At 68.1% G+C, this 21,071-nt stretch carries 22 protein-coding genes and 2 pseudogenes; 11 read left to right on the plus strand and 13 right to left on the minus strand.

The annotated features are described in order from the left end of the window. The first annotated feature begins 460 nt into the window (after nt 1-460). The 3 genes and pseudogenes from ACFVT5_RS37375 to ACFVT5_RS37385 all read left to right on the plus strand — a co-directional run. Nucleotides 461-700, plus strand: coding sequence for a hypothetical protein (locus tag ACFVT5_RS37375; protein WP_389897607.1), 240 nt, complete (start codon nt 461-463; stop codon nt 698-700). Between the two features lie 52 nt (nt 701-752). Then, on the plus strand, nt 753-1,307 hold the full coding sequence (locus ACFVT5_RS37380) for a hypothetical protein (RefSeq protein WP_389897609.1): 555 nt from the start codon (nt 753-755) through the stop codon (nt 1,305-1,307). A 143-nt stretch (nt 1,308-1,450) separates the two neighbouring features. Then, nucleotides 1,451-1,582: pseudogene (locus ACFVT5_RS37385) on the plus strand (IS5/IS1182 family transposase); the annotation flags it as partial. Nucleotides 1,583-1,803: 221 nt separating this feature from the next. On the opposite strand, the gene ACFVT5_RS37390 reads toward ACFVT5_RS37385, so the two are convergent. Continuing rightward, complete coding sequence (locus ACFVT5_RS37390) at nt 1,804-2,550, minus strand: helix-turn-helix domain-containing protein (protein WP_389897611.1); 747 nt, start codon at nt 2,548-2,550, stop codon at nt 1,804-1,806. Here ACFVT5_RS37390 and ACFVT5_RS37395 point away from each other — a divergent pair. Both ACFVT5_RS37395 and ACFVT5_RS37400 read left to right on the plus strand, forming a co-directional pair. Continuing rightward, on the plus strand, nt 2,512-3,126 hold the full coding sequence (locus ACFVT5_RS37395) for a hypothetical protein (protein ID WP_389897613.1): 615 nt from the start codon (nt 2,512-2,514) through the stop codon (nt 3,124-3,126). The two genes, ACFVT5_RS37390 and ACFVT5_RS37395, sit on opposite strands and share 39 nt — an antisense overlap. Then, the gene (locus ACFVT5_RS37400) at nt 3,123-3,575 is read left to right on the plus strand and encodes a nuclear transport factor 2 family protein (RefSeq protein WP_389897615.1); all 453 of its coding nucleotides are present in this window, start codon (nt 3,123-3,125) and stop codon (nt 3,573-3,575) included. The genes ACFVT5_RS37395 and ACFVT5_RS37400 overlap by 4 nt, the downstream gene beginning before the upstream one ends. 265 nt (nt 3,576-3,840) lie before the next feature. On the opposite strand, the gene ACFVT5_RS37405 is transcribed toward ACFVT5_RS37400, so the two are convergent. The 5 genes from ACFVT5_RS37405 to ACFVT5_RS37425 are packed head-to-tail and all read right to left on the minus strand — an operon-like array spanning nt 3,841 to nt 9,590. After that, entirely contained in the window at nt 3,841-4,674 is an 834-nt protein-coding gene (locus tag ACFVT5_RS37405) for a carbohydrate ABC transporter permease (protein ID WP_389897617.1), read from the minus strand. After that, nucleotides 4,664-5,644: a carbohydrate ABC transporter permease gene (locus ACFVT5_RS37410; protein WP_389897619.1), complete on the minus strand. Its 981-nt coding sequence runs from the start codon at nt 5,642-5,644 to the stop codon at nt 4,664-4,666. Before ACFVT5_RS37410 ends, ACFVT5_RS37405 begins: the two co-directional genes overlap by 11 nt. Next, nucleotides 5,641-6,909 carry an extracellular solute-binding protein gene (locus ACFVT5_RS37415; RefSeq protein WP_389897620.1) on the minus strand — a complete coding sequence of 423 codons (1,269 nt, stop codon included), beginning with the start codon at nt 6,907-6,909 and terminating at the stop codon, nt 5,641-5,643. The genes ACFVT5_RS37410 and ACFVT5_RS37415 overlap by 4 nt, the downstream gene beginning before the upstream one ends. 39 nt (nt 6,910-6,948) lie before the next feature. Beyond that, entirely contained in the window at nt 6,949-8,535 is a 1,587-nt protein-coding gene (locus ACFVT5_RS37420; protein ID WP_389897703.1) for an FAD-dependent oxidoreductase, read from the minus strand. 5 nt (nt 8,536-8,540) lie between these two features. After that, the gene (locus tag ACFVT5_RS37425; RefSeq protein WP_389897622.1) at nt 8,541-9,590 is read right to left on the minus strand and encodes a LacI family DNA-binding transcriptional regulator; all 1,050 of its coding nucleotides are present in this window, start codon (nt 9,588-9,590) and stop codon (nt 8,541-8,543) included. Between the two features lie 168 nt (nt 9,591-9,758). Here ACFVT5_RS37425 and ACFVT5_RS37430 point away from each other — a divergent pair, with 168 nt between their 5' ends. Together ACFVT5_RS37430 and ACFVT5_RS37435 are read left to right on the plus strand one after the other, a co-directional pair. Then, on the plus strand, nt 9,759-12,149 hold the full coding sequence (locus tag ACFVT5_RS37430; protein WP_389897624.1) for a hypothetical protein: 2,391 nt from the start codon (nt 9,759-9,761) through the stop codon (nt 12,147-12,149). A 37-nt stretch (nt 12,150-12,186) separates the two neighbouring features. Further along, nucleotides 12,187-12,410, plus strand: a pseudogene (locus tag ACFVT5_RS37435) (alpha-amylase family glycosyl hydrolase); the annotation flags it as partial. Nucleotides 12,411-12,418: 8 nt separating this feature from the next. On the opposite strand, the gene ACFVT5_RS37440 reads toward ACFVT5_RS37435, so the two are convergent. After that, nucleotides 12,419-12,769, minus strand: coding sequence for a VOC family protein (locus ACFVT5_RS37440; RefSeq protein ID WP_389897626.1), 351 nt, complete (start codon nt 12,767-12,769; stop codon nt 12,419-12,421). Between the two features lie 54 nt (nt 12,770-12,823). Between ACFVT5_RS37440 and ACFVT5_RS37445 the strand changes: the two genes are divergently transcribed. The 3 genes from ACFVT5_RS37445 to ACFVT5_RS37455 all read left to right on the plus strand — a co-directional run bounded on the left by ACFVT5_RS37445 (nt 12,824) and on the right by ACFVT5_RS37455 (nt 15,403). Further along, nucleotides 12,824-13,069: a hypothetical protein gene (locus ACFVT5_RS37445; RefSeq protein ID WP_389897628.1), complete on the plus strand. Its 246-nt coding sequence runs from the start codon at nt 12,824-12,826 to the stop codon at nt 13,067-13,069. A 474-nt stretch (nt 13,070-13,543) separates the two neighbouring features. After that, nucleotides 13,544-14,983, plus strand: coding sequence for a cytochrome P450 (locus tag ACFVT5_RS37450; protein ID WP_389897630.1), 1,440 nt, complete (start codon nt 13,544-13,546; stop codon nt 14,981-14,983). A 273-nt stretch (nt 14,984-15,256) separates the two neighbouring features. Continuing rightward, on the plus strand, nt 15,257-15,403 hold the full coding sequence (locus ACFVT5_RS37455) for a hypothetical protein (RefSeq protein ID WP_389897632.1): 147 nt from the start codon (nt 15,257-15,259) through the stop codon (nt 15,401-15,403). A gap of 26 nt (nt 15,404-15,429) precedes the next feature. Here the strand turns inward: ACFVT5_RS37455 and ACFVT5_RS37460 are convergent, their stop codons facing one another. Both ACFVT5_RS37460 and ACFVT5_RS37465 read right to left on the minus strand, forming a co-directional pair. Further along, nucleotides 15,430-16,290 (minus strand): alpha/beta fold hydrolase, encoded by an 861-nt coding sequence (locus ACFVT5_RS37460; RefSeq protein WP_389897705.1) that lies wholly within the window; start codon nt 16,288-16,290, stop codon nt 15,430-15,432. A 241-nt stretch (nt 16,291-16,531) separates the two neighbouring features. Continuing rightward, on the minus strand, nt 16,532-17,410 hold the full coding sequence (locus ACFVT5_RS37465) for a sigma-70 family RNA polymerase sigma factor (RefSeq protein ID WP_389897634.1): 879 nt from the start codon (nt 17,408-17,410) through the stop codon (nt 16,532-16,534). An 83-nt stretch (nt 17,411-17,493) separates the two neighbouring features. Between ACFVT5_RS37465 and ACFVT5_RS37470 the strand changes: the two genes are divergently transcribed. Beyond that, the gene (locus ACFVT5_RS37470; protein WP_389897636.1) at nt 17,494-17,943 is read left to right on the plus strand and encodes a carboxymuconolactone decarboxylase family protein; all 450 of its coding nucleotides are present in this window, start codon (nt 17,494-17,496) and stop codon (nt 17,941-17,943) included. A 134-nt stretch (nt 17,944-18,077) separates the two neighbouring features. On the opposite strand, the gene ACFVT5_RS37475 is transcribed toward ACFVT5_RS37470, so the two are convergent. The 4 genes from ACFVT5_RS37475 to ACFVT5_RS37490 form a co-directional block, all read right to left on the minus strand. Next, nucleotides 18,078-18,458, minus strand: a complete 381-nt coding sequence (locus tag ACFVT5_RS37475) for a cupin domain-containing protein (RefSeq protein ID WP_389897637.1) — start codon at nt 18,456-18,458, stop codon at nt 18,078-18,080. Next, on the minus strand, nt 18,455-19,597 hold the full coding sequence (locus ACFVT5_RS37480; protein ID WP_389897639.1) for a CaiB/BaiF CoA transferase family protein: 1,143 nt from the start codon (nt 19,595-19,597) through the stop codon (nt 18,455-18,457). Before ACFVT5_RS37480 ends, ACFVT5_RS37475 begins: the two co-directional genes overlap by 4 nt. 195 nt (nt 19,598-19,792) lie before the next feature. Beyond that, a complete protein-coding gene (locus ACFVT5_RS37485; protein ID WP_389897642.1) occupies nt 19,793-20,596 on the minus strand; it encodes an IclR family transcriptional regulator in 804 nt (267 codons plus the stop codon). Nucleotides 20,597-20,680: 84 nt separating this feature from the next. Further along, nucleotides 20,681-20,977, minus strand: coding sequence for an HpcH/HpaI aldolase/citrate lyase family protein (locus ACFVT5_RS37490; RefSeq protein WP_389897645.1), 297 nt, complete (start codon nt 20,975-20,977; stop codon nt 20,681-20,683). Nucleotides 20,978-21,071: the final 94 nt, after the last annotated feature.

Consider the following 21,071-nt stretch of genomic DNA (forward strand, 5'->3'; position numbering starts at 1 on the left):
CGGCGAACCGATCGACACCCGCGAGGAGTTCACCGAGCCGACCCTGGACCCGCCCGCCGATCGGCGGGCGGCCCGGTCCTCGTTCATCCCGCAGTCCGGGCAGCCAACGCCGGATTCCGACCTCGCGACCCGCCTCCGGGAAAGAATCACCGACCTACTCACGGTCGAACCAGCCCTCCACCTCCCGGTGCAGGCTCCCGCCGATTTCCTCGTAGCGATAGACCGATACCCGCGCCACGACCAATCCGGACCGGGACGAGCCGCTGGAGCACGTCCGGTTCGCCGCATACCTGCAAGCACTCGGGCAGGCGCGGAATCAGGGAGAACGCGGCCTGATGACCGAGGCTCTCACGGACCCGGACCCGGACCCGGCAATGGCCCAGTCCGCGGTTGTCCGCCACCTCGCAGTCGGGCTACCGATCTGCTCAGAAGCCCGGAATACGTCACCTGGGCACAGGCCATGGCCAGGGTTCTCGAATCGCACCCCTTCCTGGTCCAGCGGCTCTACGAGTTGTCGCTGTTCAGGGCGGTCGCCTTGGCGCAGCCGTGGCTTCCCGGTTCGCTGACCGACTCATCGGACAGGCAGCAACGGAAGATCGTCGGGAGCCTGGACACCACCGACGCCCTCGCCGTCCTGGCCAAGACTGGCCGCACCAGACGGGTCCGAACCACCCTCACCCGCGGAGACAACCACGCCTGACCGCGCGAAAAACGCGTGCACAGATCCGGCGATGCGATGCGACACTGCCCCCATGACCAGGCCAGAGCTCTCCGAACTCGACTATCTGCGGGAGGTCGAAAGGCTCGCCAAAGCAGTCACCTCCGCAGCCGCCGGTGAGCAGTGGTACGCCGACAGCACCGGAGGTGAAGGGCCGCTCCAACGCAGTGTCAATGCACTGGGACGGGCGCTGCTGCACTACCACTTCCCCCTCGACGGGTGTCTGGAAGACGAGGCAGAGCGTCCACAAGTCCCTCTCGCGGCCGTGGCCATCATCCGCCCCGACGCTATGCCCATCGGCATCGACGAGACCTACCCACACGCCTGTGCTCGACTGGGGGTGGAAGCACGACCCGAGGGGTGGGCACTGTGGGACACCTGGATCGACGGCAACGCGAAAGTCACCATGGTCGTGTCCGCCGTGGACACTACCGAGGGTCTGCTCACCAACTGGGCCAAGGGCAGAAACCTGCTCCCCGTGATGCCCCTGCCCTCCCAGATCGCCCAGGTCCACGCCGGCTGGACCGGTTGGGCGTCGATCTTCTCCCCTTACGGCAAGAGAAAGCTCGGCCTCAACGGACAGCCGTGATCCGCAGGTATTGACTATTGCTCGCCTGACGGGCGGACCCTCGCCATCACGACGGACCGTGCCGGACAAGCAACGGTTTGGGACCTGACCTCCAGTACCCACCCTCAGCGGCCGGTGCCAGGGCACAGCAACACCAGTGCACCCTCACCACCTGGCGGGCCGAGCGGAGAGGCAAGTGTCTGGATATCGACCGCCCGCCCGAGCACGACCTGCGCGGCATCATGGACACCGTCCCCTACGTCGACCGCACCGGTATCCCCTGGCGCTACCTGCCCCATGACTTCGCGCCGCGAGAATGGACGCCGAGGTCGAGGTCGTCCAACGCGCCCCTGGCGTCGAAGGATTCAAAGTCATTCCCCGGCGCCGGGTCGTCGAGCGGACCCTCGGCCGGCTGATGCACCACCGTCGTTCGGCCCGCGACTACGAGCCACACCCACACCGCTCCGAACGTCACGCTTGTGCGAGACGGGACGCCCGGACCAGGGCATGGCACTGCTCACGAGCCGGGGTGTGTGTTGGTGAGCGGTGACGTGTCTGCGGTCGCCCGTTCCCTCTGCCGCCAGGTTCCGGGGGGAATTCCGTGGTGCCGGCGGAAAGCCGCGGCGAATGCGAAGGGCGAGCCGTAGCCGACGGTGTCGGCGATCTGGGCCAGGCTGAGATCGTCGGCGCGGAGGCGGTCGCGGGAGAGCGTCATTCGCCATGCGGTCAGGTACTGCATGGGAGCCTGCCCGAGTACCTCCCGGAACACCCGCGCGAAGGCGGCCCGGGACAGACCGCTGATCTCGGCGAGTTCGGGGACCGTCCACGGGTGGGCCGCGTTCTCGTGCATGGCTTGCAGCGCGGCGCCGAGACGCGGGTCCGCGGATGCCCGGTACCAGCGTGGCGCGGTCGCGCTGCGGCGGAAATCGCTACGGATGGCCAGCACGAGGAGCAGGTCCAGGAGGCGGTCCAGCACAATCTGCTGGGCGGGCTCGGCACGGACCAACTCGCGCGACAGCAGGGTGATCACCTCCCGTAGGGGGTCGTCGTCGGCCGCCGAGAGGGTCATGACCTGGGGCAGTGCGTCGAGCAGTCCGCTGCCGACGTCGCCGGAGAACCGGTAGGCGCCGCACAGGAACACCGTGGCCCGCGGGTTGTCGGCGGGACCCGCATGGGCGTGGCGTGCCCGGAACTCCTCTGGTTCCAGGCATTCGACGCCCGGTTCGTGTCCGATTTCCTCGCCGAGGCGGCCGGCGTGCGCCATGTCACCTACCTGAGCGTCTACAACACCGACCAGGCGCCGACGGAGGTCGACATCGCGGCTGTCGAGGCCGATCTCGCCTCCCGGCATGGCATCACGCACTCGATCCAGCGCCCCGCGTGGGTGATGCAGAACTTCGCCGACGGCCACATCCCGGTCATCGACGGAGTGATCACGAACCCGAGCAGCGGCGGCAGGGAGGCATTCGTCGACGCGGCCGATATCGCGGCGGTCGCGGCCGAGACGCTGCTGGACCCCGAATCCCACGCCGGCGCCACCTATGCGCTCACCGGCCCGCAGGCCCTCACCTTCCGCGAGGTCGCGGACATCATCGCCTCCGTGAGCGGCCGTCCCGTCTTGTACAACGACATCGACCAGGAGACGTGGATCAGCGGCGCACTCGCCGCGGGCGTCCCCGCCGACTACGCGGTGATGCTGCGCTGGCTCACCGGCGCCATCATCACCGGCAACGGCTCCACACCCACCGGCGACATCGAGAAGGTCACCGGCCGACCGGCCACCACCTTTCGCGAGTTCGCCGAGCGCAACGCCCACGCCTGGACCTCGGAGGCGAAGTGACCAGGACCGTCAGCGACGACACTCCCCTGGTCGGGGCGAACAGCCCGTTCTTCCGCATCATCAAGGAGGGGTTGGACGGCCTGGTCGACGGCGAGGACTACTACGACCTGCTGGCCGAGGACGTGGTCTTCGAGTACGTGATCACCGTGCCGGGGTATCCCCGGCGGGTCGAGGGACGGCAGGGGATCGTCGGCGTGTACAGCGACTACGGCGACTACGTGAAGCTGCACAGCACGGACAACCTCCGCGTGCACCGGGACCCCGAGACCTCGGTGGTCGTCCTGGAGTACGAAGTCCACGGCACGTCGGCCCGGACGGGGCGGCCCTATGACAACCGCTTCGTCTCCGTCGTGACCATCAAGGACCGCAGGGTGACGCACTGGCGCGACTACCTGGACCCCCTCGCCGTGTTCGACGCACAGGGATGGCCACAGGGCGGTCGCTCCTAAGAACCAGTGCAGCCCGCCGAAGCCGCCATCACCCCAGCGATCACGCGCGGACGTGGACCCCGGGGAACGGGACGTTCAACCTCCAGATTGGTCCTCAACTGAGCACCGCTCTCCGGCCGCCCCCCGTCGCGCAGGCCGGGGACCGCACCGATCCGGTGACGACCCGCACGACCCGCCCCGTGACGGCTCCGGGTTCACCCGAGCCGCCATGGGGCACCCGCTTTCCCCGCCGGAGGGTGGCTGTCGGCGGTCGGCGAGCCGGTGTTCATTTGAGGCCGGAGTGGGACAGTCCCTCGACGAAATGGCGTTGGGCCAGGACGAAGACGATCAGCATCGGTAGGACGGTCATGGTGGCGGCGGCGAGTTGGGTGTTCCACATCTGGCCGCCGTAGGCGTCGGCGAAGCGGGTCAGGGCCTGTGGCAGGGTGAACAGTTCTGGTGAGGTGAGGTACACCGTGGGCTCCAGATAGAGGTTCCAGGAGGCCAGGAACGTCAGGATTGCCACCGCCGAGAGGGCCGGTTTGGCCAGGGGCAGGCAGATTCGCCACCAGATCGCGGGGCGGCCGAGGCCGTCGATGCGGGCGGCCTCCTCCAGTTCGACGGGGAGGGCGATGAAGAACTGCCGCATGATGAACGTGGCCAGCACACACGGTGCGGCCAGTGCGGTCACCAGGATCAGCGGCCAGTGCGTGTTGATGAGGCCGGCCGTTTTGAACAGTTGGAACAGCGGCACGATCGTCACTTCACTCGGCACCAGCATCCCGGTCAGCACCACCAGGAACAGCGCGTTCGCGCCGGGAAACCGGATCCGGGCGAAGGCGTACCCGGCCAGACTGGACACCGACAGGGTGATCAGTGTGACCAGTACGGCGATGTAGAGGCTGTTCAGGTACTGCCGGGCGAAGGGCTGGAAGCTGAACGCCTCGGCGTACGCGGACAGTGTCGGCGAGTCGGTCCACAGCGACGGCGGAGCCTCGAAGATCTCCGCCAGTGGTTTGACCGACGCGGCAACCATCCACACCGTCGGCACCACGAACGGGATCGCCAGCACGCCCAGAGCGATCACCAGCAGTACCGACCGGACTCTGTCAGTCCTCATAGAACACCCACTTACGACGCAGTTGCCATTGCAGCACGGTGAGCAGCATGACGAAGGACAGCAGCATGAGGGCCAGCGTCGAGCCGTAGCCGATGTCGTTGAACTCGAAGGTCTGCTGGAACACGTAGTACACGAGGACCGTGGTGGACAGCTCCGGCCCGCCACCGGTCAGGACCGCGATCTGGGCGAAGGACTGCAACGCCCCGACGATCGTGACGATGACGGTCAGCAGCACCGTCGGCGAGATCATCGGCAAGGTGATCCGGGCGAAGACCGTGCGGCTGTTCGCGCCGTCGATGCGGGCGGCCTCGTACAGCTCCCGCGGGACGCCTTGCAGGGCGGCCAGGAACAGCACCATGTTGACCCCGACGCTGCGCACCACCTGGGTGAGGATCACCGACAGCATCGCGGTGTCGCCCTCCTGAAGCCAGTTCGGCCCGTCGATCCCGACGGTGGCAAGGAGGCCGTTGATGCCGCCGTTGTCCTGGAGCAGGAAGCCCCAGACCAGGGTCCAGGCGACCACGGAGACCACCACCGGGGAGAAGAACAGCATCCGGAACACCGTGACACCGCGGAACTTCCGGTTCAGCAGGATGGCGATCAGCAGCCCGAGCGTGATGTTGACGATCACCACCCCGCCGCAGAAGAGCGCTGTTGCCAGCAGCACCTTGGGCAACTGCGGATCGTTGGCCAGGGCCGCGTAGTTCTCGCCGCCGACGAAGGTCTGCTCGCCGGTGAAGAGGTTCCGGTCGTTCAGGCTGTACCAGACCGCCATGCCGACCGGCAGCAGAACGAACACCGCCACCCCGGCGAGCTGCGGCAGGATGAACAGGTAGCCGGTCAGCACGTCCCGCCGGCGGGTCGTCCAGAAGGCCGGCCGGGATGCGCGTGCGGCCTTGGCGGCGGGTGGCGCGGGCGCCTGCCCGGCGGTCCGCGGGGTGGCCCGTTCAGCCAACCGTGCCCTGGTCATTTGGCCAGAATCGGCTTGATCGCGGTGCAGACCGAGCGCAGTACGGCCGGGATGTCGGCGTTCGGGCGCCACATCGCGTCGAGCGCCGTCTTGCCCTTCTGGGCTATCTCCGCCGGGCTGGTGTGGTTGGGCAGCGTGACGGCGTCCGGGAGCTGGTCGACCACCGCGTCGTTCAACTGGGCGGCGCTGAGGACCTTGTTGTTCGCGGCGAGCTTGTCACCGGTCAGCAGCGACTTCCGGGGCGGCGGGAAGTACTGGGCCAGTTTGGCGGCGTTCTCCGGATTCGTCAGGTACGCGAGGAAGTCCACCGCCTGGTCCGGATGCTTGCTGGAGGCCAGTACACCCATCCCTGCCTGACCGAGGACGGAGTACTCCCCGCGGGGGCCCGCGGGCAGCGGGTGGAGCCCGAAGTCGAACGAGCCGGTCAGCAGCGAGGCGCGGGAGACCTGGGCGACGGTGAAGGCGGCGTCACCGGCGAAGAAGTCGGCGGTGGTGCCCGGTCCGGGCATCGCCTTGGTCTTGAAGGCCGCGTCGTGCAGGAAGGTGAATGCCTGCTGCATTTCGGGGCTGTCGAAGGTGCAGGTCTTGCCGTCCGGACTCCACGCCGAGGCGCCCCAGCCGGTCCACACGGTGGCCAGCGTGTTCCACGCCTTGTAGTCGAAGTCGCGGACGACGAAGCCGGCCTTGCCGGTCTTGGCGTGGACGGCCGCTCCGGCGGTCGCGACCTGGTCCCAGGTCAGTGTGGCCGGATCGATCTTCTGTCCGGCTTTGGCGAGCAGGTCGGTGTTCACGTAGAGGGCGTACGGCGAGTTGGAGAACGGGTAGGCGTACATCGTGCCGTCGTGGCTGAACTCCGCCGTCGCGCTGTCGAGGAGGTCGTCGTACTTCCAGCCCGGGGTGTCCTTGAGCTTGTCGGTCAGCCCGACGAGTGCGTCGGAGGCGATGAGATCCCGTGACAGGTCGCCCATCCAGGCGAGATCCGGGGCGTTGCCGCCGGCGATCTGTGTGGTGAGCGTCGTGTTGTAGTCGGCGAACGGCAGGCTCTCGAAGGTGATCTTCGCGATGTCGGGATGGTCGGCCCGGTAGGCGTCGGCCATGCTGTCGAGCAGCTTCAGCTGGGCTTCGTCCGCGGTCCAAACCGTCATCCGCAGCTCTGTCGGCCGGTCCGATGTGTCGGCCGCCGGCCCGGCGCAGGCCGCGCTCAGTGCGAGGACCGTCGTCAGGGCGACAGCGCTCGGCACCTTGCTGGCTCTGGTTCTGATCATGGGTGGGTTCCCTTCGACGTGCGGGGTGGCCGGTCCGGCTCAGTAGCCGACGACCTCGGGCCAGTGGAGTTCGACGCCGGCCTCGACCAGGCGGCGTTGGAGCTGTTCTACGAGTTCGGGTTCGGCAGCGACCTGCTGCGGGCTCATTCCGTGGTCGAGGCAGAACGCGGCGAGTTCGCCCGCGGACTCGCCGATGTTCCATTCGACCGGGTGGAGGCGGTAGGCGCCGTTGGTGATGTGGGTGGTGCCGATGTTCTTGGCGGCGGGGATCAGGTTCTGGGTCCGGACCGGGACCAGGACGCCCAGCGGGATCTCGAACGGCGCCGACTCGATGTCGATGTAGTTGTCGCCGCCGGTCGAGGGGTGCAGATCGATCCGGTACATCCCCACGCCGACGGACGCGTCGAACCGGGCCGGGCCGCCGGACCCTCGGGACGCGATCGAGATGTCCTGTTCGCGGACGGTGGTCAGCGCCCTGATCCGGCGGGACTCCCGGATGTACGGCGCCTGCGCGAAGCCGTCGCTCGTTCCCACCAGGTCCCCGCGCAGCCGCAGTCCCGGCCACCCACGGCCCCCGTCGGGCCGGGGCGCCTCGGTCTGGAGCCAGTAGACGTAGGCCCGGGACTGCGCCTTCGCCGCGGCCAGGTGCCGCGATCGTTCGTCGGTGTCGATGATCGAACCGCCGACGTAGTCCAGCTGGGGCCAGTTGGCGAGCACGATGTCGCTGTCGTACAGACCGTCGGTGAAGGTCTGCCGAGCCGCGATCCGCCGGAACTGCCACAGGTCCTGATCGCCGGCGTCGAACCGCGGATCGCCGGAGACGTCCTGCTGCGGATTCACCACCATCGTGCGCTGCTCCGGCACCAGGGTGCGCGGGTTGGGCGCGGTGAACGACAGCATCGGCGCGCCCCAGTAGGGCAGTTCGAACGAGCGCCAGTCGTCGTAGTCGTCGGGCCGGGCGATCGTATGGTCCCCGGCGGCGTGGTCGAAGACGAAACACCACGCGATCGACTGCACGTTGGCCGGGTCGGCGACGTCGGGAGCGCTCGGCTCACCGGTGTCGGACCGCGCCTCCGCGCCGACGACGTACTCGGTGCCCGTCAGCGGCAGCAGGTCACCGGTCTCGGTGCCGTCCAGCACGAACTCCGCCGTGATCACGCTCTGTGCCCCGGTCCCCGGATCCGCGACCGTGACCGTGCGGACCACTCCGTCCACGACCTCGGCCCCGACCGGGACCGCGGGCTGCAGGACGGTCAGCCGGCCACTCGACCGGTACGGCGCGAGGAGCGCGTCGATCACCGCGAGCGCCACCCGCGGCTCGTGGCACAGCCGGCTCACCCGGCCACGCCCCGGGTTGAGTTCACGGTCCGCGCGAGCCTGCGCCGACAGCGGATAGTGGTCCCGGTAGTAGCGGCGGATGTTCTCCCGCAGCGTCCGGTAGCGGGCGGTCACGCCGAACTGCTCGACCCAGATGTGCTCGTCCGGCGGCACTGCCTGCGACGTCAGCTGACCGCCCAGCCACGGGTACTCCTCGGTCATCACCACCCGGTGTCCGCGCTGGAGCAGCGCGAGAGCGGCTGCCACCGATCCGAGACCGCCGCCTATGATCGCCACCTCTGTGGCGATCTTCTTCACGACAGCCCTGCCGGCCGGACGGCAATGGTGTCGCCCGCTTCGACCTCGGCCACCAGGAGCCGCTGGGTGTCCAACTCGGCCCACTCCTGCGGGTCGGTGGTCACCAACTGCTGCAGCAGACCGAGTGCTTCGGCGGCGACCTGTTTGCGCGGCACGCGAAAGCCCGTCAATGCCCGTCCGTCGGTGCGATGACCGCGGACCTCGCCGAACGCGGCGACCGAGATCTCGCCGGGCACGTCCACCCCGGCACCGACGAGCGAGAGGACGACGTCCTCTGTGAGGAAGGCGTCCTCGGCGATGATCAGCGTGGCCTCCGTGGCCCGAGCCAGTCGGGGCAGTTCGGCGACGCGCTCCTCACCCACCAGCATGAACGCCATGCGGCCCGCCGCGGATGCGGCTTCGACCGCGCCGCGCCGGTCCCGTGCGGTGGCGGTGTCGCGGCCTCGGTGCACATACAGGGCCTGGCGGTGTCCACGGTCCGCGGCCAGGTCGATCACGGCGTCCGCCGGAGTGACGTAGTCGATGCCGACGTACGGCACGGCCGCGGCCGTCTCGTCCCTGCGGCCGACCGCGACGAACGGGAACTGCTCGGCGACCAGCCGTTCCAACTCGGACCCGACCATCTGCTGGCCGAGCAGGACGCAGCCGTCGGTGAGCCGCAGCCGGGTCTTGCGATGGAACAGACTGCGGGCACCGTTCTCGACCGGCGAGGACGTGAAGAGCAGCAGGTCCCAGCCGATCTCCTCGGCCGCACGTTCGATCCCGTTCAGCAGTGGGCCGTAGAAGTCCAGGCTCTCCGGCGACAGGGCTTCCTCGTAGGTGAAGACGCCGATGATCTGGTTGTCCATACCGGCCAGCCGACGGGCAGCCGGATCGGCGACGTAGGTGGCCTGCTCAAGCGCCAGCTTGACCCGCGCCCGGGTCTCTTCCGGGATGCGCACGTTCGTGCCGTCACGGTCGTTCAGCACCACCGAGACGGTGGTCTGGCTGACCCCCGCGATCTCGGCGATCTCGCGCTGGGTGACGCGGCGCGGCTTCGTTGGCATCGATCCTCCGGTGATAATGCGTAACTTCAGCGGACGTCGGTGACGTTAAACCGCTCGAAACAAAAGCGCAATACCCCTTGACCAACGGTCTGTCTGGTTGAGACCGTCCGTGCCACGACATTGAAGATAGGCATTATCACACCGTGCGTGGCCAGACAGGAGCAGACGATGACCACTCCACCTGCCGAAGGCGCCCGCCTCAGCCGTCGCGGTCTTCTCGGCGCGGCCCTCGCGGCCGGCGTCGTACTGATCGCCGAGCCCACCGCCGTGACGGCGCACGCCGCGGACGGCGATGTCACCCTGACCGCCGGCGGGATCAGCCTGCTGGCGAGCATCGGCGGCCGGCTCGCCATCCGCGACGCGGCCGGTGTCACGCGCAGCGCCGGGTCGAAGTTCCAGATCAAGGACCGGCTCACCGGCATCCATCTGTCGACCGGCGCCACCCCCGCACAGGCCACCCTGCCGGACGGAACACCGGCGATCCGGATGGACTACACCTTCGCCACGGCCGCCGGGCCGACCACCGTCACCGGCTGGTTCAGTGTCACGACCGGGCATGCCCGGCTGGAGTGGCGGATCACCGGCGCGGACACCCTGGTGCCGGACGGCTTCCTGTTCAGCCGGGCGATCCAGGCGCCGACCGCGCCCGACGACTACATCGCGATCACCGAATGGGTCCGTGACACCGGCGGCGGCATCCCCTACGAGGAAACCGCCGGCGCCGCACACACTTCGACCTGGGGCAGCCTGCACGGACTGTTCCTGCTGGACCGCTCACGCCAGGCATGGACGAACGCGACCTGGATCCACGCGCCGGGAACGGCCGACCCGGCCGGCGGGTGGACCAGCCGGGCCGACTTCTTCTTCTCCGAGACCAGGCCGTCGGCCACCGCCACCATCGGCCGTGGCCGCGAACTCGGCCTCGAACTGACCACCGACCGCGACTTCAACGTCTACCAGGTCCCCGGCGAACCGATGCGGCTCACCGCCCTGGTCGCGAACGGCGGCGCCGCACGCACGGCCGAACTGGAGCTGTCGGTACGCGACTTCGACGGCGCGCAGCTGGCCGCCACCACCGTGTCCGGCAGCATCCCCGCGGCGGGCACCTGGCAGCACACCTTCACCGTGCCCGCGCCGGCCGCCGGCATCGCGCTCGCCGAGGTCGTCGTACGGTCCGCGGGCGACAATGCCTTCGCCCGGACCAACCTCGCGACCCTGCCGCCGTTCACCTACCAGGCCGGTACGGACAGCATGTTCGGGATCGCCAACTACCCGTGGCTGCGGCGGCCGAGCGATGACGCCGTACTCGACCTCTGGCAGCGGGTCGGCATCTCGCTCGTCCGCATCGCCTACGACGGCGGCCCTGGCCTGCCGCCCTCGGCGTTCGACGCACGCGGCATCCGCCACAACATCGAGCTGCAACCGTCGCTCGACGCGACCGACACCGAGGCCGCGGCCTGGGCGGCCGACAAACTGGCCGTGGCGCAAGGGGCCGGAGCCGGCTACTTCGAGGTCGGCAACGAACTGAACCGGCCGTTCAACACCGGAGTGGCCGCCCAGACCTACCTGGACAAGGCACTGCGCCCGGTCTTCGACCGGCGGGCCGCGACCGGCGCCGCCGTCAAGCTGATGAACAACGGACTCGCCGGGATGGACAGGCCCTGGGTGGAGAACTTCATCGCCGCCGGCGGCTGGGACCTCATCGACGCGTTCGCCTATCACCCCGGCCGCGGCAACTTCACCCCGGACTACATACCGCCGGGCGACGACTGGAGTACCGGCGCCGAAGGCACGTACTGGAACTTCTACGGCGGACTGAAGCAGCTCAAGGCGCTGATGGCGCGGCACGGCGAGAAGGAGATCTGGCTGACCGAGGCGTACGCGCCGACCAAACCGAACAGCTGGTGGCACGACACCTACCGGCACGCCGCCGAGAACGTCCTGCTCAGCCTGGCACTGGCAAAAGCCGAAGGCATCACCTGTGTGTGCTGGTACCAGTTCCACGACAGTGTGCTGGGCATGCCGCAGGTCGCCGATCCGGACAACGTCGAGTACCACTACGGACTGATGAACCGCGACCTCAGCCCGAAGCCGTCGCTCCTGGCGTACGCGACCGCGGCCCGCGTGCTCGACCAGGCCACCTTCCGGGGCCGACTGACCTTCCCCGACCCGCAGACCTTCGGCCTGTGGTTCGACACACCCGACGGCCCGGCGGTCGTCCTGTGGAACCGGGCCGACGGCTACGTGCTGAACACCTCAGGGCCGCGCACCGACTGGCACTTCCCCGCCCCCGAGGTCTGGGTCGACCCCTGGCCGACGAAGACTCTCCTCACGATCACCGCCGGCAGCGCCGTACGCGAGCTGGACGCCGTCGGCCGCAGCCGACAGCTGCCATCGGCCCAGGGCCGGGTGACACTCACGCTCGACGGCTCACCACGCGTCCTCTACGGCCTGACACCGCTGGCCGGGCCCGGCGCCAACACGCTGGCGGGCTGCCGCCAGCACAGGCCCGGCGGCCGGCCGTCGCCCCGACCGTCCGGGAAGCGTTCCGCGAGATGACCGTCCCGCTCACCGCGCCAGGCATGCCGCCCGACACCCTCGCGTCGATCACGGTGCCGACGTAGCCGACCACCGCGCGATCGATGAGCTGTTCGGCACCGTGTCCGAGGCCGAACAGCTCATCGCTGAGGCACACCGGCACAGCCCCGCGTCATCCCCGACATCGTCCCGAACCACGGCTCCGACCAGCACGCCTGGTTCCGGGCAGCCCTGGCCTCCGGCCCCGGCAGCCCGGAGCGGGAGCGGTACGTCTTCCGGCCCAGAACGGTTCACAGGTCGGTGGCCCGCTCATGGCGGGGCTCGTACAGGCCCACTTCGCCGCCACCCGGCAAACGGAACCGGGTCAGCCGTCCCCAGCGCGCATCGGTCACCGGCTGCGTGAACTCGACGCCCTTCGCGGTCAGGTCCGTCACGGTCGCGTCGACGTCGTCGCACATCAGATAGAGCTCCTGCGTCTCCGGGCCATCCGTGGGATGAACGGCGACCTCGGTCGGCGGAAGCTTGAAGATCAGCCAGCCGCCTCCCGCGTCCGCATGCGGATACCTCAGCACATCCCTGAAGAAGGCCCGGTCCGCTTCCGCATCACGGCTGTAGATGATGACGTGTGCACCATTGATCACGCGGCCAGGGTAAGTCTTCACAGGAGCAACGCCGGTGCTGTCACGTCATACAGAGTGTCGCGCATCAACTGCCGGTCAACCATCGAGCAGAGCCACCGGGCCGCTCAGGCGGTACGGCTCTCACTGTGCGCGATCGCCACTCTCGGCGGGGTACTGGCGGTCCACCCCATGGTCACGTACTTCGGGATGCCCGACATCCTGCGCTCGTGGTGCTACGCCGTCGGCCGCACTCGTCCCGCGCTGCTGATCACGCGCCCCGCGCAGCTTGAGCAGTGCCCTACCCATGCACTCGGCGACTGAGACTCCGTCCGCTCTTATCCCTTCGGACAGCGGTCCACCACCGGCGGCAAGGGTCCACGCCGGCCGACCCTCCCGCAGTCGCTCCGCGTCGACCCGGATCATGGCTCCCACTCCCTGCTCACCGAGCCATTCCGGAATGAGCAGCGTCGCGTCCTCGACACCCTGGTCCGGGTCTCGCTTTGGCCACTGCCCCTTTGCCCTGGTCATGACCGAACCCTATGCAGTTCGTCGTCGCTCATCGCCTTGAACGCGACGTCCGGCCGCCGCTGCAGGTTCGTCGCCGGGTGCGCCGTGATCGAGTCGTCGCGGGTGAAAACTCCGCCACCACCCGGGTTATGAACACTCCGCCGTTCCACAGGAGTTGGCCATCGCCGCTCCTGTGACGGACTGATCACTCCCGCGCGGCATTCCGTGACCGCCGGGTGGGCATGCATCGGGCGCCATGCTGACGCCCCACAAGGAGTGATGCGCACCATGAGTGCCCCGACGACGCCAACCCCCACACCGAACGCCCCCGGACGTCTACCGTTGATCGGGCACGGGCACCGGCTCGCCCGGGACCCACTGCCGTTCATCACGTCCCTACGCGAGCACGGCAACGTCGTACGCATACGCATCGGCCCCACCCCCGCCTACGTCGTCACCGACCCGGTCCTTACCCGCAGGGTCCTGGTGACAGATGCCGCGTCCTTCGCCAAAGGCGGCAAGATCATTGACGCGCTCCGGGTCTTCTTCGGCGACGGCCTCGCCACCGTGGCCGACGGGGACACGCACCTCCGGCACCGGCGCCTGATGCAGCCCATGTTCAACAAGGCCCACATCGCCGCTCGCGGCGACCTCATGATCGACCAGGTCCGGGACATGGTCAGTGCATGGGTCGAGGCTGAGCGCCGCGACGTGTACGCGGACATGAACAACGTCACCCTCGCCGCGTTCCTCACCGCGCTGTTCGGGTCGGACCTCCCCGGACACCTGGAGCGCGAGTTCAGCTCGCTGCTGCCCCAAATCATGAAGGGAACCATCCGGCAGACGATCCTCCCCGGCTGGGTGACCCGACTTCCGCTGCCCGCCAACCGCGCCCACGCGCAGCGGGTCTCGCAGCTACGCACGCTCATCGATCAGGCCATCGACCACCGCGGCGGCACGTCGAGTGGCCCGCAACCCGAAGGCGCCTCAGCGCCGGCCGGGGACGCGCCGTGCCCGCACGCCGCCGCCGCCCGGCAAGAGGAAACGGCCGGGCTGTTCGACACCCTGCTCACCGCCGAGGAGCCCCTGGAGCGTCAGCAACTCCAGGACGAAGTCATCACCCTGCTGACCGGCGCGATCGAGACCACGGGCACCACGCTGGCCTGGGCGCTGTACGAAATCACCCAGCATCCCGACATCGCCGCGCGCCTGCGCCAGGAACTCGACTCCGTGTGCGGCGATCGGCCGCTGCGCTACGAAGACCTCGACCAACTGCCGTACATCCGCCAGGTACTGCAGGAAACCATCCGTAAGTACGGGCCTGCCTGGATGGTCACCCGGACCGCGACCCGGGACGTCGACCTCGGCGGGCACGTCATCCCCGCCGGTGCCGACGTTGTCTGGAGCCCCTACCTCCACCAGCACGATCCCCAGGTGTTCCCCGATCCGAAGTCGTTCGACCCGGACCGGTGGACGCCCGAACGCGCCGCGGCCACACGCGGTTCCTTCCTGGCATTCGGGGACGGAAGGCGCAAGTGCATCGGCGAGAACTTCGCCTGGGCCGAGCTGACGATCATCCTCGCGACGATCCTCCAGGTCTGGCCCGGGATCCGGCTCACCTCACGCGCGCCGCGCCCTCAGGCGGTTGTCACCGTCAAACCAGACGATCTGGCCATGGCGTTCTACAAGAAGGTGAGTTCACCGGACGAGTTGATGACGAAGCAGTGACGCAAGGTGCATCGCATGGACCCGAAGACCAGAGGCCCGAAGGCCCGGCGGCATAGCAACGCAGGTGAAGACAGAGCGGAGCCCCCGGCCCCTGGCCCGAGTTGTCGGGCACACGGAGCCGGGGGCTGGCACAGTCGTACGGAGGTTTGGTGTGTCTATAGCCAGAGCCAGAGAAGGGGTCTTCGACGCTGAGGAGATGCTGAGCTGAGTCTTTATGAGTGGGTGGGTTGGGAGGGCTGCACCAATGACGTCGACAGGCTGTGTCATGGTCTGATGAACTCTCACCTTGTCATCACCGCGCGTGACGCTTCAGGGGTGATCCTCGGACTGGCCGGTGACGATCCGGCCCTGATTGAGGCCGTCATGCAACGCACCGTGTCGACGGCGGTGCTCAGGCAAGAGCGTCAGCGCCGAGGCTGAGACCGATCGGCGAACCCGTCAAAGCCCTACGTGCCCACGGCGTCTTGCACGAAGCGCCGAAGGTGTGTACGCACAACGTCGGGCTGCTCCAACCAGGGCTCGTGCCCTGCCCGCTCGATCCTGGTCAGGGGAAGAGCGAGCCGGAGTGCGAGTGAATCAAGCGCCGCCACAGGACGTGGATCGTCGACCCCGGCGAGGAGTTCCGCTCGCGCGGGCAGGCACGCGCGCAGCTCGGCAAGGTGCTCATCGAGCGGGTCTGCGCGTCCTTCCCTGCCGAGTTCGGCGTTCATGGACCAGTTGACCGGGCGGCGCCGCCGGGCACCCTGGGCTGCCCAGAGCCACCCGCATTCGTGGTCGGCGTGGTCGGTGAACCAGGCCAGCGTGAGCAGCTCGACTTCCTGCTCCTCCGTGCGATGCGGCAACTCCTCCAATTCACGGAGCCGCTCCTCCTGTACCGCAGACATGCGCCGACCGCGCTCCGCCCCGTACCCGGTACGCCAATCACCGACGAATGGGCCGCACATCAGCAGCATTGCGGCAACCCGGTCCGGGTGTCTCAGGCAGAAACGGCTCGCCAGATCGGTGCCGTAGGAGTGCCCGATCAACACGGCTCTGGGCACGTCCCATGCGTCGAGCAGCTCAGCGAGATCATCGACATGCCGGGCGAGGGAATGGGAGCCCCGCCACGGGGACTGGCCCGTGCCACGCTGGTCGTACCGGTACACAGGCGCGAGGTCCGCGACCATGGGGGCGACATCGCCCAGATAGTCCGGCAGCCCCGGCCCCCCATGGAGCAGGATCACGGCCGACTGTCGAGTCGTGTCCCCCGTCGCCATCCAGCGCAACTGCGCCTCGTCGGTCATCGACACGAGGCCCTGCGTCTCCATCACAGTCACCGCGAAGAATCTACCGGTGTCACTGAGGCCCCGCCAAAGGTTGAAGAACAAGCTGGGCTTGCTCTGCTAAGACTTCAACCGTTGCGGTGCGATGAGCGTCCTCTCCCGGCGCACGGTCTTGCCGACGTCGTAGCGGGGTACCCGGTGCCTGTCCCCCTGTCCCCCGCGCCGGATGCCGGTGCTTCGAACGCCGGTCTGGAAAGTACTCCCATGCTCAGCGAGGGTTCCTCGCTCATCGATGATCCGGCAGGGCCATCAGCGCGAGCTTGGTCGGGTCGATTACGGCCGTGATGTCGGTGATCCGGCCGTCGGTGACGGTGAACGTGAGGAGCGAGAGCGGGGTGCCGTCCTCGCGCCAGGAAATGATCCCTGGGAGGCCGTTGACGAGCGCCGCCCGACCCACGGCGGCTGCGCCGGCGGACAGTTGTGCGCCGGCTGCGACCTTGGTGGCGCCGAGGGTGACGACGACGCCGGACGGGGTGTCGACGGTCAGTTTCACCTCGGGGTCGAGTACCCGCAGCAACTCCTCGAAGTCGCCGCGGCGAGCCGCCGCCAGGAAAGCCTGGACCACCTCTCGCTGGTCCCGTCCGGTGCCGGTCGGCCGCTCAGTCGCCCGTACCTTCCTGCGGGCACGGCTGGCGAGCATTTTAGTGGCGGCGGTGGACCTGCCGAGGATCTGGCCGATCTCGTCGAACGGCACCGCGAACAGGTCGTGCAGCACGAACGCCAGCCGCTCGCTCGGCCCGAGCGACTCCAGGACGACGAGCAGCGCGAGCCCTACCGAGTCGGCGAGCACCGCGTCGTCCTCGGGAGCAGGACCGTCGTCGAGCGTCACCACGAGTTCGGACAGGCGGTCGTCGTAGGACGCCTCGGGGCGGGTCTGGCGCGATCGCAGGACATCGAGGCTGATCCGGCCGACCACCGTGGTCAGCCAGCCGGCAAGCTTGTGGATGGTCGCCGCGTCCTGGCGGGAGAGACGCAGCCATGCCTCCTGGACCACGTCCTCGGCGTCGGCGTGCGATCCGAGCATGCGGTGGGCGACCGCGCGCAGTCGGTCCCGCTGGGCCTCGAACGCCTCGGCGACCGGGTCCGCCGGGATGGTGTCGGACATGTTGTTACCTTCCTCGGCTCTGCTCCGTCATGGGTGATGACGTGCCCGGAGGGGCTCAGGTAACCGATGAAGGAGCAACACCGGTGGAAGCACGTATGACAAGCCCGGCCAATCCCGACGTGATCACAGCGATTCAGCATCTCTACAAGGCGGTTCACGCGGGGGGCGTCGACAAGCGCCTGCTGTCGCTGGTCCATCTGCGTACCAGCCAGATCAACGGCTGCAGCCCATGCGTTTTCGCCTCGATCGAGTCGGCGCGGAAGGACGGTGAGACGGACGAGCGCTTGCACCACGTGGTCGCGTGGCGCGAGACGCCCTTCTACACCGAGGAAGAGCGGGCGGCCCTCGCCCTGACTGAGGCCGCCACCCGGCTCCAGGACGGCGCACCGGGCGTGACCGACGAGATCTGGGACACCGCCGCCGACCACTTCAGCGAGGAGCAACTGGGCGCGATCATCCTGGAGATCTCGATGACCAACTTCTTCAACCGGCTCAACCGCACGGTCCGGGAGCAGGCCGGCAAGACCTGGTGAGTCGGGCGGGGCGTCATCCCCCGAAGGCCGCGCCTTCCAACGTCAACGGATGACGCCCCCCCACAAGACCGAAACCTCAGAGTGCGTGGCACTCGTGACAAGCACCCTGGTCCACAGGTCTTGGCTATTCCTCGTCACATCGGCTGGTCCACTGGATGGGTGTCGCCAGGCCGGAGTGCCGGCAGGTAGGTGATCAGGAGTTCGAGCGTCGCCTCTCCGAGCACATCTACGACATGCGGGACTTCCCTCGGCAAGAAAGCGGTGTCGTTCGCGCCCAGCACTTCGTCGGTCTCCCCGACGCGCACTCGACAGCTTCCGGCGATGACGAAGAGCAGTTGATCGCAGTGTTTGTGGTAGTGCGGGTCTGCGCGTCCGCCGGGTTCAAGCGTGCCGCGCACCAGGACGAGATCGCCGGCACCGTCGTCCGGGCCGAAGATCCGCCGGTTGGTCGTTCGGGAGTGGTGGGGCGGGGAGTACGGTTCCATGGAGGCGAACCGACGGACGACCGCGGTCATTGTGCTTCTCCTGTCCAGGTCTTGGTGTCGTGTTCACCCAGACGGGGCGCCGGTCGTGGCTCTGCCGCAGGGGTCAATGAGAAGTCCACTGGAAACCGGACACTCTGGTACTCGCCTTCGGACGGGTGGATTTGTCGCTGGAGGAATCCGCGTTCGGCGAGATATGCGGAGGTGTCGAGTTCGTCCAGGTCCAGTACCTCCTGCACTGGGATCTCGTGCCGCCCGCACATCTCCTTCCACTCCGCGACGGTGCGGGAGGAGACGAAGTGCGCCAGAAGTTGCTGGAGTTCGCCCGCGTGGTTGTGCCGTGCGCTGTTCGTCGCGAACCGCTCGTCCCGGATCAGTTCTTCCCGTCCCACGAGGACGAAGAAGTCCCGCCAGTTACGGTCGGAGTACGGCATGACGCAGATCCAACCGTCCTGTGCACGGTGCGGTCGGCGCTCCCGCACCAGTGTGCGGCTCCAGCCCAGGGGCGATTCCGGCGGCACGAAGGTGTGCCCCGCCAGGTGTTCGACGAGATTGAACGAGAGCATCGTGTCGACCATCGGGACATCAACCCACTGGCCCTCGCCGGTTTTCTCCCTGTGCAGCAATGCGGCCAGGAGGGAGTAGACCATCGTGAGCCCGCAGACCTTGTCCGCCACCACGTAGGGCGCGAAACGTGGTTCTCCGTCGGCGCGCCGGTAGATGTCGCAGAGCCCTGAGGCTGCCTGGACGATGTCGTCGTAGGCGGGTGCGTCTCGCAGCGCGGAGTTCGAGCCGAACGCCTGGGCCGTGCACAGGACGACCGAATCGTTGAGCTTACGCACCTGTTCGTAGGTCAAGCCCAGCCGTTCCCTCGATGCCGGGCGCAGGTTGGTCACCACCGCATCGCACTCACGAATGAGGTCACCCAATCGCTCGCGGCCTACGGGGGTCTTGGGGTCGAAGGTGACGCTGGACTTGTTGCGGTGCAAGGCGAGCGCGAGGGCGCTCATGCCGACGTGGCGGGACGGGCCGAGTTTGCGCCCGACGTCGCCTTCCGCTGTCTCCAGTTTGATCACATCAGCGCCGAGGTCTCCGAGGAGCGAGGTGGCATAGGGGCCCATGATCACCGAGGTGATGTCGAGTACGCGCAGCCCCGCCAACGGTCCGGGCATGTCGGTCCTCTCGCGGCGCTTCCAGAGATTCACCTATAAGCGTTCAGATTGACTCCATAAGCGTACGCACTCCGAATGTGATTGACCAGTCCTCTGCGCACGGCCGCGCACTCCACGTCGGTCAAGGGCACAAAGGGTTGCCCTGGCAGCGAGGCCCCACTTCAGCGCCCTGCGACCATGAGGTACCGCCGGAGGTCAGGTCTTGGCGCTGGCCGCAAGAGCAGCACTGGGGTCACCCAGGCGCTGGGCGAGGCGGCGGGCGGCTCGGACTGTCAAGCCGGCCAGTTCCACATGAGGCACCTCATCGAGGCGCTGTCGAGGAGCGATAACGGCAACGCTGCTGGTGACATCGCTGAGAAGTACCGGCGCAGCCGCTGCGGCAGCTGCGAGGTTGACCTCGTCGTAGCTGAACGCATAGCCATCGTGTCGGATCTTGGCCAGACGACTTTCCAGATCCTCAGCGCTGGTGGCGGTCGTCGTCGTCAGCGCCGCGAGACCCTCCGCATACAGGGCCCGGCGCTCGTCTTCCGGGCGGAAGGCGAGAATCGCCAGGGCGCTGGCGCCTGCGTGGGCGGGCATCCACGAGAAGAGGTTCGGAACGAACCGTACGGCGTGGTGGGACTCGGCGGCGGCGACGAACATCCGGGTCTTGCGGTAGGGATCGTAGACCGTGAGCAGCGCGGTCTCACCCGTGGCGTCGCGCAGCTCTTCGAGGATGTCGGTGGCGGCACGAAAGGGCTGCTTGCGCTGGGCCAGCGCGGCAAGTCGGTGGAATTCCCAGCCCAGTTCCCACTGGCCGGGGGCTGCGAGGGCGACCAGGCTGGTCTCGAAGGCGGAGTCGAGAGTCCGCTGCAGGGAGCTGGGCGGTGTATCGAGCCGTCGAGCCAGTTCGCGCATACCGACGGAGGGCTCGTCCATCTCGGCAAGGACAGCGAGCACCCGCGTCAGGGCGCGCATGGGATTGCGCTCGCGTTTCGCTGTCGAATGCTGCTCGCCCATGTGGTCCAGCCCCTCTGCTCTCGATACCCGGCCCATCTCCGGCGCGTGCCTTCCCCAACCGGGCCATTGTTCGCGGCCAGGGTATTAGCCGGGTCGGTTTGCGTGTGCGCCGGCGCGGGAGAGGATGGCGCGGGCGCGCCGCAGCACGGGTTCGTCCACCATCTGTCCACGGAAGGCGAATGCGCCTCCCGTGCCTTCACGTTCAGCCGCTTCCAGCACGGCGCTCGCCCATGCGCACTGGGCAGCTTCGGGACGGAAAGCCGTGCGCACAAGTGGCACCTGGTGCGGGTGGATACAGGCTTTTCCGGCGAATCCGCAGGCCGCCGCGTCAGCGGCTTCCTCGGTCAGACCCGCACCATCAGCGATGTCGTCCGCATTCACTCATCCTCGCTACCTGAGCACCTGATCCCTGTTGGCGTTCAACTGTACGCTTATAGCGCCCCTCGATGTTACGGTGGTCCATGTACGACCGGGG

The organism is Streptomyces sp. NPDC058001, assembly GCF_042886315.1.
In the GTDB taxonomy this organism is placed as follows: domain Bacteria; phylum Actinomycetota; class Actinomycetes; order Streptomycetales; family Streptomycetaceae; genus Streptomyces.